Below are 12255 nucleotides of genomic sequence, written 5' to 3'. Positions count from 1 at the left end.
TTGCTCGCGATGCAGGCAACTCGGTTCAACGGATTCACCGCAGCGATCCTGTCGCGAGTAAATCCGCTCCCACAGGGGATTGGGGCTTGCGCGCCACCACGTTGACCAGGGTTTCCTCCCGTTGCCCTACCGGTTTTGGCTTGAGCACGCCCAAGCGCTCCAGCAGGCCGAAATCCTTGGAGCGGCTCCACCACAGGTAGGGGTATGAGACGTTTTGCGGACCGAATTCAAAACCCTGATCACGGATCATGTCCAGGTATTGCTCCGCGCTTTTCTGCACATGCATGGGGTGGCGGAACAACCAGCGGATCACCCAGGTGTCGATGTAGGCTTCGGTGGACTCGGCAAACAGCAAGTACCCCCCCGGTTTGAGCACCCGGTAAAACTCGGCCAGTGCCCGGTCCTGCTGCACCAGATGGTGGAAGGTCTGGTGGCAGAACAGGATGTCGACACTGGCATCCGGCACGTCAAGTTCGGCGCAGTCGCTGCCGATCAGTTCGATGTCGATGCCCTGACGCCGGGCTTCTTCTGCGCTCAATTGCAGGCTCAGCGGATCGGCATCCAGGCCAACCAGACGCGTGGGGGTGAAGGTTTTATGCAGATACTGGAACGATTTTCCCTGGCCGCAGCCGGCATCGAGAATCACCGGCGCGCTTGGCAGTTCTTCACTGAACAGGCTGCGCAGGTCATTGATGGCCACCCGCAGCACATGGTGCTGCCAGGTGTGGCTGCGCAAAAACCAGAAGCCCAGACGGGTTTCTTCAACGTAGGTATCGCTCAGAGGTTTCATGGCGACTCCGTAGCGCAAATGTCCGACAGCATGCGCAAACGGCGCTTGGGTTCGCTGACAAACGGGTTGTTTTCATCCCAGGCATAGCCCGCCAGGATCGAGCTGATCATGCGGCGGATCTGTGGCGAGCTGTCAGGGTGGAAGATCACGTCCTGGAAGGTGCCGGCGTACCAGCCTTCGACGTAGCAGCGGAAGGTGTCGACCCCGCGCTTGAGCGGTTCGGCAAACTCGGCTTGCCAGTCCACGGCCTCGCCTTGCAACTGACGGTGCAGTACGCCAGCGGCCATGCTGGCCGAGCGCATGGCAATGGTCACGCCCGAAGAGAACACCGGATCGAGGAACTCGGCGGCATTGCCCAGTAGCGCAAAGCCAGGGCCGTGCAGGGTTTTGACGTTGGCCGAGTAGCCGCCGATGGTGCGCGCCGCAGTGTCCCACACAGCATTGGCCAGCACGCGTTTCAGGCTAGGGGTCTCGTCGATGAAGCTGCGCAGGCACTCGTCGAGGTTTTCGCTGCGCCCGGCAAAATGTTCAGCTGCCGCGACCACGCCCACCGAGCAGCGGCCATTGCTGAACGGAATGCTCCAGAACCAGATATCGCGCTGGGTCGGATGGGTGGTCACGAGGATTTTGTTGCGATCAAAACCGTCGCAATCAATGCGGTCTTCAACGTGGGTAAATACGGCCTGGCGCACCGGGAAATTCGACGGCGCTTCAAGATCGAGCAAGCGCGGGAGCACGCGGCCATAGCCGCTGGCGTCGAGGATAAAGTCGGTTTCGAGCTGATAGCGGCTGCCGTCTTCGCGTTCAATGTCCAGCAACGGTCTGTCCCGTTCAACATCGGTGGCGATCACGGTCTGGCCGTAGCGGATTTCAACACCTTGCAAGGCGGCCTGATCGGCCAGCAGCTTGTCGAGATCGGCGCGTTGCACCTGAAAGGTGGTGGGTTTGCCGTTGCTGAACGTGTCACCAAAATCGAAAGCGCTGTATTGCTCGCCCCAGGCGAAGGCGGCGCCGTTTTTGAGCTGGAAACCGGCCGCTTGTACCGCTTCCAGCATGCCCGCTTCTTCGATGAAGTCGATGCAGTGCGACAGCAGACTTTCACCAATGGAAAAGCGCGGGAAGTGTTGGCGCTCGATGATCAACACATCGTGGCCCTTGCGTTTGAGCAAGGCCGAAGCGATGGCGCCGGACGGCCCTGCGCCAATCACGACAACCTGACGACGTTCCATTTCTATTCCTGACACAGGCGCTCCTTGCCGGGTACTACGGCAGACTTCAAAGGGGGTTTACTCATGCCCGCCAACGCCGGTAACAGCGTAGCGATCAGGCTCATCAACATCAGCGCAAAGTACAGCGCGGGGCTGATGAGTTGTTGTTGCAGCAGCAGGTTGAGGAAGACGATTTCGCTCAATCCGCGAATGTTCAGTAACAGGCTTTCACGCCATTTGCTGGCCCCGGCAAACGACGGCGTGGCCCAGCTCACCCCGAGCCAGTTACCCAGCAGCTTACTGACCATCGGCAGCAGCAATAGTGCGGTCAGTTGCAGCAGGCTGATGTCGCTCAGGGCGCTGTGAACATTGATTTGCACAATGCCGAACGTGAGGATCAGCGGGATCGCCAACGTGGTCTGCAAGCGTTCCAGCCATACAGCGTTTAACGGCATGACCAGCTTCACCTTGAGCCACGCCATGCAGATCAAATAGCCGACGCCGAAAATAAGGGCATTGAGGCGGTAATGTTCGGCCACCACCAGCAAGGCAAAAAAGCTCAGGCTGTAACACAACGGCTGACGGATGCGCAGGGCGCGCAACAGCAGCGGCAGCAGGGCACCGGCCAGGGGCAGCAGCAAACTGCTCAGATCCAGGCTGCCCTGGGCCAGGCCAAACAGGGTCCAGCATGTGAGGTCGATAAGGATCGCGCTTTGCACCAGGCGCCGAGTGGCGGCGGGCGGGTAATCGATGTGGCGCAAGTACAGGTACAACACCGGGATCGCGGTGATGGCAAACACCAGGCCCACCGCCAGTGAACTCAACCAGGGTTGTTCAGGCAGCAGCCAGACGGCGCAGGCCAGCCCGCAGGCGAAGGGCACGGCAAAGCTGGGCAGGGCGATCTTTACACTCTGGCGATCAAGGCGCAGATCAATCACGTCGCTCAAAATGGTGCCCAGCAACAGGGCAAAACTAAGGCTGTACAGGCTTTTGAGCCAGACCGGCGCGACCAGTTGGGCGCCGTCAAGCTGCCAGTGCGGTTCGATCCAGAACAGCATCAACAGCGGCAGGACGATGGACGCCAGCAATAACTGGCTGACAATCGGGATCACGCCAAAATGACGGCCCACGCGGGTGGCCAAGGCAAACAGGGCCAGGGCCAGCAGCCAGAACAGGGCTGTCATCATTGGCTGTGCTCCTGTCTGCCCGCCCAGGGCGCCAGGATAAAACTGAACGCCAGCCCCAGGCTGACCGACAAGCCGAAGTTGCTGACGGCAGGTGTGCTCGACACGGCCAGCAGGCCGAACGACAGCCATGTGGTCAATGCCGCCAGCAAGGTGCCGAGCAGGCTGACGGCGGCGCCGCCGATTTGCTCGCGCATCAGAATCGCGTAATCGACGCTGATCGCCGTCACCAGCAGCAGGCCGAAGAGGCTGAACAGCGTCAACGGCTGACCCAGCCAGCCCAGGCTTGCCAGGCTGCACAGCGCGGCCAGCAGCGGCAGTGCGACGATGCGCAGTGCACCGCCAAAACCGAACGGAGCGATCAGCAGCAATACGATCAAGGCACAGGACAGCAGCTTCAATTCGGCGGCGCTGATTTGCGTTGCGGCGAATACGTTATTCAAGTCGCCCAGGCGGTCGACCAGTTGTACGCCCGGCAGGTCTTGCGCTTGCACCCGCAGCAAACTGGCACTGCTCAACCCTTGCAGGCTGACCATGGCTGCAACGCCTTCGGCGTTCTTGCCTAGCCAGAGTGCGCGCCAGGGTTCGGCCAGCGGGCCGCTCAACGCGTCATCGATATGTTGCTCGGGCAAGGTCTGCAATTGCGCAACCTCGGCCTGCAGAGCGGTTTCAGGTACGCCCAGCTCCAGCAGCGGCTGCCAATGTTGCGCCAGCTGAGACAGCGCACTGCGCAATTGCTGTTGCTCGCCGGGCAGGCTGACCAATTGGTTCAGCGCCAGGTAGCCCTGCAACTTGCCCATGTGCACCAACTGATCGAGACGCTCGCCAAGGGCGGTTTGGCGCTCAAGCAATTGCTGCTCGTTGTCGGCCCGCACCAGGAAAAACTGGCTGGTGGGCTGGTAGCCGGTAATCCGTGCAATGGCCTGTGCCTCGGCCATCAATTGCGGCGGGGCGCCGACCCATTGGCGAATGTCGTTCTTGGTGGTCAGTTGCCACAAACCGGCCGCGCAAAACCCCAGCAGTAAAACCAGCAAGGCTGGCGTGGGGATGCGTTTGAGCAAGGCTTCGCGCACGTCGAGCAGCGATTGCGCAATACGCAGGGGCCATTGCGCAGGGCGCAGTTCCACACCTTTGAGCAGCGCGGGCAGCAGGCATACGGCGCTCAAGTAAGCACCGACCAGGCCTGCGGCGGAGAAGATGGCGATTTGGGTCAGCGCCGGGAACGGGGTGAAGGCCAGTGCCAGATAGCCAATGCAACTGGTCGCCAGGCTCAGGCTTAAACCGGGCAATGTCAGGCGCAAGGCGGGCCAGCTGCGCCAGGGTTTCAGGCTCCAGCTTTTGGACAGGTAATGCAGTGGGTAATCCACCGCCACCCCGATCAGGCTGGAGCCCAGTACCAGCGTCATCACGTGCATGCTGCCAAAGAACGCGACGCAGGCCACGGCGCCAAACAGCATGCCGACCAGCACGGGCACAAACGCCAGCAGCACCCGCCAGCGCCGGAACGCGAGCAGTAACAACAGCAGAATTCCGACGGTGGCTCCACCGCCGACCCAGGTGATTTCGCGGGTGGCTTGCTGTTGCCCGCTGGCCGCGTAGAGCAGGCCACTGGCAGCGAGCAGTTGCACATCGTGGGGTGCGACCTGCTGACGGCTGTGCTCAAGCAGCTCGGCAACCCGCAGCGGCAGTTTCATGTCAAACGCATTGCCCTGGGTACGGGCGCGCAGCAGCACCCAGTGTTTGTCGTCGGCCTCGGCGACCAGCGCTGCGCTGCCTATATCGAGTTGCACTGCACCGCGCTGCGGCTGGCTGTTCTGGATACGCCCGGTGAGGCCCAGCCAGTCGTCCTGGCTCGGCACCAGGCTGAACCCGGTGAAGGGATCGAACAGGGCTTGTACCCGTTGCTGGATAAAGGCGTCGGGGTGTTCGATCAGTTGCGTGCGGTCGGCTGCAGACAGCATTGCCAATCGGCCGCGCAGCAGTTGATCACGCAGCGCCGGGAGGTCGGCCTGCAGGCTCCATTGCACCTTTTCAAACAGGCCGCTGGCTTGCCACTGCTGGCCCAATTGCTCAGCCGAGGCGATGGCTTGCTGGCGATCGCTACTGCCCACCAGCACCAGCATTTCGCGGTTCAGGGGTTCCTGCATGCGTTGTTCTGCGCTCAGCTCCAGCGCATCCGGTGAATCCCCTGGCACCAGTTCCATCAGGTTGGCCGACAGCGGTGCGCCGTGGCGCCATTGCCAGCCGGCGAGTGCAAGCACCGCCACCAGCAGGATCATGAAGCCACGGGGCAACCAGCGTTCACTGCGCAAAATCGTGCTGCTCCGTTTCACTCAAGGCTTGGTTGCTGACGCTGTTGAGCAGGGTCAGCAGCGTGCTGTCGCCTTGGGTTTCTTGCAGTTCGATACGTTGCACCAGTTCGCCGCCGCCGATGTTGATCTGCTTGAACACTTGCTTGAGCAGCAGTGAGCGTGGGGTCAGGGTCAGCGTCCAGTGGGCGGGTTCGCCTTGCAGTTGCAGGTCGAAGTCCCGTTGCAGGCCACTGCTGTCGCCTTGCAGCACGGCGAGGAACAAGCGGTTTTGCTCGGCGCCGGCGCTTTTGCCGGGCAGCATTTGCCAGCGCGTGCCGTCTCGCCGGGCGATGCCTTGGGACGTGATGCGGTAATCCTGTTGCAGCGGGGTTTTCAATTGCCAAAGCAGGCCGTGATCCTTGGCCAGTACAAAGGTACCGGTGCTGGTCAGCGGCTTGGGCAGGGCGCGCAGGTGTTTTTCCTGGATGAAATCACCGTGGATCACCTGGGGTTTGGCCAGTTGTTCGCTGAGTTGTTGCAGGTCGAAGGCGTGAGCCAGAGGAGTGAATCCGAGCAACAGCGTAACAATCAACCCCCTGTAGCCGCTGCCGAAGGCTGCGATAAGGGCCGAAGGCCCTTCGATATTGAAAAAGCGCGACCCCTTCGGGCTCGATCGCAGCCTGCGGCAGCGACTACCAAGGCGGTTCATGGCAGCATCCTCGCGACAGCGTCGGTGAAGCACTTGGGCGACACCAGTTGCATCTCCTTGCTGGCGATCTCGACCGCCACTTGCACCGTAACGGCCCGGGTCAGCCGCTCGCCTGTGGCCAGGTCGGTAATCAGGTAATTGACCTTCAGGCGGTTCTCCCACTCCACCAGGTTGGCGCGCACATTGATGCGCTGCCCAAACGTGGCCCCGCGGACATAGCGCAATTGCATGTCGATCACCGGCCACGCATAGCCCGCATCGAGCATGTGCGTGTAGTTGTGGCCGATATGGTCAAGTAACGCACAGCGCGCCACTTCGAGGTATTTGACGTAGTGGCCGTGCCACACCACGTGCAGGGTGTCGATGTCGAAAAACGGCACCAGCACTTCGGTATCAACGTGCAAAACGCCTTTGCTACGCATGCAGCCTCCAGTGTTGTTGGGCAATACGGCTCAGGCACAAGCGCAGTTCGGCTTCCAGGGCGCGGTCTTCGACCACCGGCGGGAAGTCCTTCGCCAATTCGGCGTGCATCCGGGCCAGTGCGGGTGGCAGCGGGCGGGCGTCTTCAGCGCGGCTGCGCAACCACACGCCCTGATTAGCCGCCAGCAAGGTGGCAGCAGCGACCTGTTCGGTCAGTTCAAGCACGCGGATCGCATCGCGGGCAGCGATGGTGCCCATGCTCACTTTGTCCTGGTTGTGGCACTCGGTGGAGCGCGAGAACACGCTGGCCGGCATGGTGTTTTTCAAGGCTTCGGCGGTCCAGGCGCTGGTGCCGATCTGCACCGCTTTAAAACCGTGGTTGAGCATCGCCCGCTCGGCGGTTGCGCCCGACAGGTTGCTCGGCAGGCCGTGGTTGTAACGCACGTCCACCAGCAGCGCGAGCTGGCGGTCCAGCAGGTCGGCGACGTTGGCGACCAGGGTCTTGAGGCTGTCCATCGCAAAGGCGATATGACCGCCGTAGAAGTGCCCGCCATGCAGCACGCGCTCTTCTTCAGCGTCGATGATCGGGTTGTCGTTGGCGCTGTTGAGTTCAATTTCGATAAACCCGCGCAGCCAGTTCAGGCTGTCAGCCAGCACCCCCAGCACGTGGGGGGCGCAGCGCAGCGAGTAGCGGTCTTGCAGGCGATGCAAGGGCGCGGTCGGGGCGTCGATGGCCAGGTCCTGGCGAATCCAGGCCGCCACCTGCATTTGCCCCGGATGGGGCTTGGCGGCGAACAGGCGCTCGTCGAAGTGCTCGGGGTTACCTTGCAGCGCCACTACGTTGAGGGCGGTGATGCGCGTGGCCAGTTTGAGCAGGTAGTCGGCACGGGCATAGGCCAGGCACGCGAGGCCAGTCATCACGGCGGTGCCGTTCATCAGCGCCAGCGCTTCCTTGGGCCGCAGTACCAGCGGTGTCCAGCCCAGTTCCTGATGCACGTCGGCTGCGAGGCGGCGCTCACCCTTGAACAATACTTCGCGTTCGCCCGACAACGTGGCCGCCACATAGGACAACGGCGTCAGATCGCCGCTGGCGCCCACCGAGCCCTCTTCGGGAATCAGCGGCAGGATGTCGTGGGCAATAAAAGCCTGCAAACGTTCCAGCAACTCGATGCGCACTCCGGACACGCCGTGGCACAGCGACTGCAGGCGTGCGGCGAGCACGGCGCGGGTGGCCTGGGCGTCGAGCAGTTTGCCCAGCCCGCAGCCGTGAAAGGTGTAGAGGTGGCGCGGCAGCGCTTCAACATGCTCCAGCGGCACCGCCACCACGCACGAATCACCGTAGCCGGTGGTCACGCCGTAGATGACGCCTTCCTTGTCCAGCAGCGAGTCGAGAAAGCGTGCGCCCTTGGCGATGCGCTCGCGATAGTCGGCGTCGTCTTGCAGACGGGTCGGCGCCTGACGATTGGCCAGGGCCAGCACGTCTTCAATGCGCAACGGGGTTTGGCCGAAGGTTACTGGCTCATGCGGATGCGTCGTCATCGGTCTTCCAGAAAGGGTAAAAATTGAACCATTGTTGGGGCGCTTCAAGGCAGTAGTGCCCCAGGCGTTCGGCGTAGCGCGTGGCCCACTGGGCGATCACCTGCTCGCGGTCGCTGCGCCGCCAGAGTACGGCGTCGGTGAAGGGTTCGAGAATGACCCGGTAGCGTCCTTCGTGCTTGAGGCAAAACATCAGGTTGACCGGGCATTTGAGCAGCCCGGCCAACAGCCACGGGCCTTGGGGGAATGCGGCAGGGTGGCCGAGAAAGTCGACCTCGACATTGCGCCCGCCATGCAGCGGCACCCGGTCACCGGCAATCGCCAGCCATTCGCCGTCTTCCAGGCGCTGATTGAGTTGCAGCATCACTGCCGGGTTGAGCTCACTGACCTGAATCAGCCGTAAATGGCTGGCCCCGGCTTCGCCCAGCAGGCGGTTGAAGTGTTCGGCGTGCTTGGTGTGCACCAGCACGTTCATGGTCACCTGTTCGCCCAGCTCGGCCAGTGCGCGACACACTTCGAGGTTGCCCAGGTGTGCGCCCACCAGCATCTGGCCGCGTTCGCCGCGTAACTGATTGCGCAGCAGGGCGGGGTCGATGATGTCGATGTCTTCGATCTTGAGGCGCCCGTTCCACACGTCGAGCTTGTCGAGCAGGGCATCGGCAAAGGCCATGAACTGCCCGAACACCCGTCTGCGGGTGGGGCGCAGGTCGCTTTTCCCGCTCCAGTCGGCCAACCGCTGCTGGTACTGCCAGATGCTGCGCCGGGCACGGCCACCGAAGACAAAGAAGTACAGCACAATGGCGTAGAGCACCGGGCTGAGCAGGCGTCGGCCCAGCAGTTTGATGCCGAACGCAGTGAGCTTCATCAGCCGGAAACTGCCGCGCTCCTTGTGGTCAGCCCAATGCTGTTGAGGTTCGCTCATGCTTTGAAACGCCCCCAGAGGATGCTCGGCAAACGGATCAACATGCCGAAAAACAGTTTGGTGTGCATGCCGGAAATCAGCGCGTTGTCATGGAACAGGCGAAAGTGCGAGAGGCCGTCCTGGGGGTAATGGACCTTGGTCGGCAGCCAGCGCATGGGCTGGTTGCGCCACGCCAGGCGCACCAGGATCTCGGGATCGAAGTCCATGCGCTTGCCCAGTTTGACCGAATTGATCAGCGCCAGCGTCGGCGTCAGCGGGTAGACCCGAAAACCGCACATGGAGTCGGGAATCTGCAGCGACAGGCTGTTGATCCACACCCACACGTGGGTCAGGTAGCGCGCATACAGGCGGCCCTTGGGTACGCTGTCGTCGTATTGCGGATAACCGCAGATCAGCGCCTGGGGGTTTTGCTGCGACACCTGCATAAAGGTCGCGACGTCGCGCAGGTCGTGCTGGCCGTCGGCGTCTACTTGCAGGGCGTGGGTGAAGCCCAGCCTGGCGGCTTCCCGCAGCCCCGCCATGACCGCGCCACCCTTGCCCTGATTGATGGCCAGGCGGATGAGGAAAGTGTTCTCGCCCTGGGCAAGCTGTTCGAGAACGGCACTGCACGCGGGGCTGCTGGCGTCGTCAACCAGCACGCAGGGCAAGCCGGCGGCGAGCAGGGCGTCGACCACGGCCGGCACGGCGGTTTCGTGGTTGTACACCGGAATCACGGCGCAGGGGTTATGCATGGGCGGGCTCCAGCACGATGCGGCCACTGGAACAGGGCGCCGTCGCGTTGCGGTAGGCGAAGTGCAGCTTGCTGCGCTCACGGTCGAAACGCAGGGTCAGTTCGATGGCGTCGCCGGGGCGTACCAGTTGCTGGAACTTGAGCACTTCCATCCCGGCAAAACGCGGCGGCAGGTCGAGGAGTTGCTGACCCAGTGCCATTGCCCAATCCACTTGCACCACGCCCGGCAGTACCGGGGTTTTGGGGAAGTGACCACTGAAGTAGGCCAGGTCTGGCGGGATCGACAGGTTGAGGGTCCACTGGCCGTCATGTTCGGCTTGGCTTAGCACCTCGGGCATTTTAGGCCGGGGTGCCAGCAATAACGTATCGACCTGGGCCTGGGGCAGCTTGCCCTGGCTGTTGAGTGGCATCTGGCGCAACACGCGCCAGCGACGGGGCAAGGCCAGGGCTTCGCAGTGCTGGCTCAAGTGCTGGCGCAGGGTTTGGGTCAGGGCGCGGCGACCGTGTTCACGCAAGGCAAACAGACCGCTGGGGCTGAGTACCAGCAAGGCGCCCAGGGACGCACGGTTTTCGTTGACCACGCCCAGGCGGGCTTCAGCCACCCAGTCGTGGTTGACCAGTGCGTGCTCGAGCATGGGCAGGGAGATGCGTTTTTCTTCCAGTTTGACGATGCGATCCAGGCGCCCGAGCAACTCGAAACGGCCATCGGCCTCGATGCGAGCCGCGTCGGCAGTCTGTTCGATATGACCTGCGGGCAAGTACGCCGAGGCGATTATCAGGGCGCCATCTTCGCTCTGGCTCAGTTGCACATCGGCAAATGGTTGCCACAGGTTTGGGCCCTGACGCCACGCGATCCCACCGGTTTCCGAGCTGCCAAGGATTTCGGTCGGCCACTGGCCCAGACGCTCGAACAACCCTTGCGCCGCCTCTGCAGGCAAGGTGCCGCCCGACGAGAAGACCCGACGTACCGGGCTCAGGGCGGGCCAGTCCAGGTTGTCGGCCATGCGCTTGAGCAGGGCAGGACTGGCGACCCATGCGAATGATGAATGCTCGCGGCTGGCGCGCTGCATGTCTTCAGGGAACGCCAGTTGTTTGCGGACAAAGGTGCGGCCTGCGCACAGGGGCCACAACACGCGAAACAGCAGACCGTAAATATGCTGTGCAGCCACGCTGGCAATGATGCACGCATCACCCAGATCGGCGCCCCACAGCTGTTCCAGCGCCTGGACTTCGTTGGCCATCTGGCGCAGGTTTTTGTCGATGCGCTTGGGTTCGCCGCTGGAGCCCGAGGTGCACAGGCTGAGCTGGCACTTGTCCAGATCCAGTTCTGCTGCCGGCACTGCATCGGCGTACAAGGCTTGCAGTTGGTCGCTTTGAGTTATCCACAGGTCAACCCGGTCATCCCAGCGCTGACGGGTTTGGGCTTGCAGGTCGGCAGGCAGCAGCACGCTGACGCCGGCGCGCCACGCACCGAGTAAAGCCACTGCCAGTTCGCCAGCGTCCTCAAGGTGCACGGCAATGTGCTGCACGCCTCGCTGTTGCAGGCCGCCTGCCAGGCGCAAGGCCTGTTCACAGAGGGTGTCGTGGTTCAGCGCAGGGTCAAGCGTAACGCGGCGCTCTGCGTGTCCCTTGAGCAATAGCTGCTCAAGTTTTATCCAATTCATGCCCGGCCTCTTACCTTTTGTCGTATCAGCCATTCAATGGCAAACAGCAGCCCCATCAGCCCGTAGGCGATAAGGCCGTTGTACAACGTCCACCAGCTCAGCGGCGCCCACAGCGTCAAACTGGCTGCGACTAACCCGTTGAGCATGAAAAACAGGCACCAGACCTTGGTCACCTGCCGTGTGTAATCAATTGCGATGTCGGGTAATACCGGCTCGCGCAAGCGGGCCAGGCGCTCGATTATCGGTGGCCCGAACTTCAGGCTCAGACCGAACAGGCAGAGCATGAACGTACTGATCAGGACCGGGTACCAGCGCAACAGTGCCGGGCTGTTGAACAGCGCCAGCAGGCCGCAGAACACCAGTGCAACGACCGCCATCCACAGGCTGCCGGGGCGCCGTTCTCCGGTCAGGGCACGGGCCAGCCACAAGCCGCCAAGCAGTAACGCGAACTGCCATGGGGCGAAATGGGCCATGCCGAAATACACCGCAAAGGGGTACAGCAGGCCCGCCAGCAACAGCCCAAGGCCAATCAGTCGACTCATGCGTCAGCGTGAACCAGGCGATAAACTGCCTCGACCACGTCATTGACGGTTCGCACCGATTTGAATTCTTCAGCGGCGATTCTTTTGCCGGTTTTGCGCTTGATGTGGTCGATCAGGTCAACGGCGTCGATGCTGTCGATTTCCAGGTCCTGATACAGGTTGGCGTCCAGGGTGACGCGCTCGGGCTCCAGTTCGAAGAGTTCGACCAGGGCGTCGCGCAGGGTATTGAAAATGTCGTCACGGGTTTGCATGGTTCGGT

Annotated in this window: 12 protein-coding genes; all 12 read right to left on the bottom strand. The window is 62.3% G+C overall.

Annotated features, from left to right (window positions below):
• Positions 1-34: 34 nt before the first annotated feature.
• Genes KO536_RS14260 through KO536_RS14205 form a run of 12 tightly spaced genes read right to left on the bottom strand, consistent with a single transcriptional unit; the run spans position 35 to position 12247 of the window.
• Positions 35-790 carry a class I SAM-dependent methyltransferase gene (locus KO536_RS14260; RefSeq protein WP_133076725.1) on the bottom strand — a complete coding sequence of 252 codons (756 nt, stop codon included), beginning with the start codon at positions 788-790 and terminating at the stop codon, positions 35-37.
• Positions 787-2019: an NAD(P)/FAD-dependent oxidoreductase gene (locus KO536_RS14255; protein ID WP_257622925.1), complete on the bottom strand. Its 1233-nt coding sequence runs from the start codon at positions 2017-2019 to the stop codon at positions 787-789. The genes KO536_RS14260 and KO536_RS14255 overlap by 4 nt, the downstream gene beginning before the upstream one ends.
• A gap of 2 nt (positions 2020-2021) precedes the next feature.
• Entirely contained in the window at positions 2022-3185 is a 1164-nt protein-coding gene (locus tag KO536_RS14250; protein ID WP_133076723.1) for a sodium:proton antiporter, read from the bottom strand.
• Positions 3182-5494 carry an MMPL family transporter gene (locus KO536_RS14245; RefSeq protein WP_219262199.1) on the bottom strand — a complete coding sequence of 771 codons (2313 nt, stop codon included), beginning with the start codon at positions 5492-5494 and terminating at the stop codon, positions 3182-3184. Before KO536_RS14245 ends, KO536_RS14250 begins: the two co-directional genes overlap by 4 nt.
• Positions 5484-6182 (bottom strand): outer membrane lipoprotein carrier protein LolA, encoded by a 699-nt coding sequence (locus tag KO536_RS14240; RefSeq protein ID WP_257622924.1) that lies wholly within the window; start codon positions 6180-6182, stop codon positions 5484-5486. The genes KO536_RS14245 and KO536_RS14240 overlap by 11 nt, the downstream gene beginning before the upstream one ends.
• Positions 6179-6604 carry a thioesterase family protein gene (locus tag KO536_RS14235; RefSeq protein WP_133076721.1) on the bottom strand — a complete coding sequence of 142 codons (426 nt, stop codon included), beginning with the start codon at positions 6602-6604 and terminating at the stop codon, positions 6179-6181. The genes KO536_RS14240 and KO536_RS14235 overlap by 4 nt, the downstream gene beginning before the upstream one ends.
• Positions 6597-8141 carry a histidine ammonia-lyase gene (gene hutH, locus KO536_RS14230; RefSeq protein ID WP_133076720.1) on the bottom strand — a complete coding sequence of 515 codons (1545 nt, stop codon included), beginning with the start codon at positions 8139-8141 and terminating at the stop codon, positions 6597-6599. Before hutH ends, KO536_RS14235 begins: the two co-directional genes overlap by 8 nt.
• Positions 8122-9060 carry a glycosyl transferase gene (locus KO536_RS14225; protein ID WP_219262172.1) on the bottom strand — a complete coding sequence of 313 codons (939 nt, stop codon included), beginning with the start codon at positions 9058-9060 and terminating at the stop codon, positions 8122-8124. Before KO536_RS14225 ends, hutH begins: the two co-directional genes overlap by 20 nt.
• Entirely contained in the window at positions 9057-9791 is a 735-nt protein-coding gene (locus tag KO536_RS14220; protein WP_219262171.1) for a glycosyltransferase family 2 protein, read from the bottom strand. The genes KO536_RS14225 and KO536_RS14220 overlap by 4 nt, the downstream gene beginning before the upstream one ends.
• Positions 9784-11454, bottom strand: coding sequence for an acyl-CoA synthetase family protein (locus KO536_RS14215; RefSeq protein ID WP_219262170.1), 1671 nt, complete (start codon positions 11452-11454; stop codon positions 9784-9786). The genes KO536_RS14220 and KO536_RS14215 overlap by 8 nt, the downstream gene beginning before the upstream one ends.
• Positions 11451-11996: a hypothetical protein gene (locus tag KO536_RS14210; protein ID WP_133076716.1), complete on the bottom strand. Its 546-nt coding sequence runs from the start codon at positions 11994-11996 to the stop codon at positions 11451-11453. Before KO536_RS14210 ends, KO536_RS14215 begins: the two co-directional genes overlap by 4 nt.
• Positions 11993-12247, bottom strand: coding sequence for an acyl carrier protein (locus tag KO536_RS14205; RefSeq protein WP_133076715.1), 255 nt, complete (start codon positions 12245-12247; stop codon positions 11993-11995). The genes KO536_RS14210 and KO536_RS14205 overlap by 4 nt, the downstream gene beginning before the upstream one ends.
• Between the last annotated feature and the right edge of the window lie 8 nt (positions 12248-12255).

It is taken from the genome of Pseudomonas sp. NKUCC02_KPG (assembly GCF_019345465.1).
Classification (GTDB): Bacteria; Pseudomonadota; Gammaproteobacteria; order Pseudomonadales; family Pseudomonadaceae; genus Aquipseudomonas.
Note: the sequence above shows the minus strand (reverse complement) of the source record. Positions and strands in the feature narration are given on the sequence as shown.

Bases quoted from the DNA above. Each gene is read 5' to 3' on its own strand.
- KO536_RS14260 (WP_133076725.1), bottom strand. From the start codon at position 790: ATGAAACCTCTGAGCGATACCTACGTTGAAGAAACCCGTCTGGGCTTC.
- KO536_RS14255 (WP_257622925.1), bottom strand. From the start codon at position 2,019: ATGGAACGTCGTCAGGTTGTCGTGATTGGCGCAGGGCCGTCCGGCGCC.
- KO536_RS14250 (WP_133076723.1), bottom strand. From the start codon at position 3,185: ATGATGACAGCCCTGTTCTGGCTGCTGGCCCTGGCCCTGTTTGCCTTG.
- KO536_RS14240 (WP_257622924.1), bottom strand. From the start codon at position 6,182: ATGAACCGCCTTGGTAGTCGCTGCCGCAGGCTGCGATCGAGCCCGAAG.
- KO536_RS14235 (WP_133076721.1), bottom strand. From the start codon at position 6,604: ATGCGTAGCAAAGGCGTTTTGCACGTTGATACCGAAGTGCTGGTGCCG.
- hutH (WP_133076720.1), bottom strand. From the start codon at position 8,141: ATGACGACGCATCCGCATGAGCCAGTAACCTTCGGCCAAACCCCGTTG.
- KO536_RS14225 (WP_219262172.1), bottom strand. From the start codon at position 9,060: ATGAGCGAACCTCAACAGCATTGGGCTGACCACAAGGAGCGCGGCAGT.
- KO536_RS14220 (WP_219262171.1), bottom strand. From the start codon at position 9,791: ATGCATAACCCCTGCGCCGTGATTCCGGTGTACAACCACGAAACCGCC.
- KO536_RS14215 (WP_219262170.1), bottom strand. From the start codon at position 11,454: ATGAATTGGATAAAACTTGAGCAGCTATTGCTCAAGGGACACGCAGAG.
- KO536_RS14210 (WP_133076716.1), bottom strand. From the start codon at position 11,996: ATGAGTCGACTGATTGGCCTTGGGCTGTTGCTGGCGGGCCTGCTGTAC.
- KO536_RS14205 (WP_133076715.1), bottom strand. From the start codon at position 12,247: ATGCAAACCCGTGACGACATTTTCAATACCCTGCGCGACGCCCTGGTC.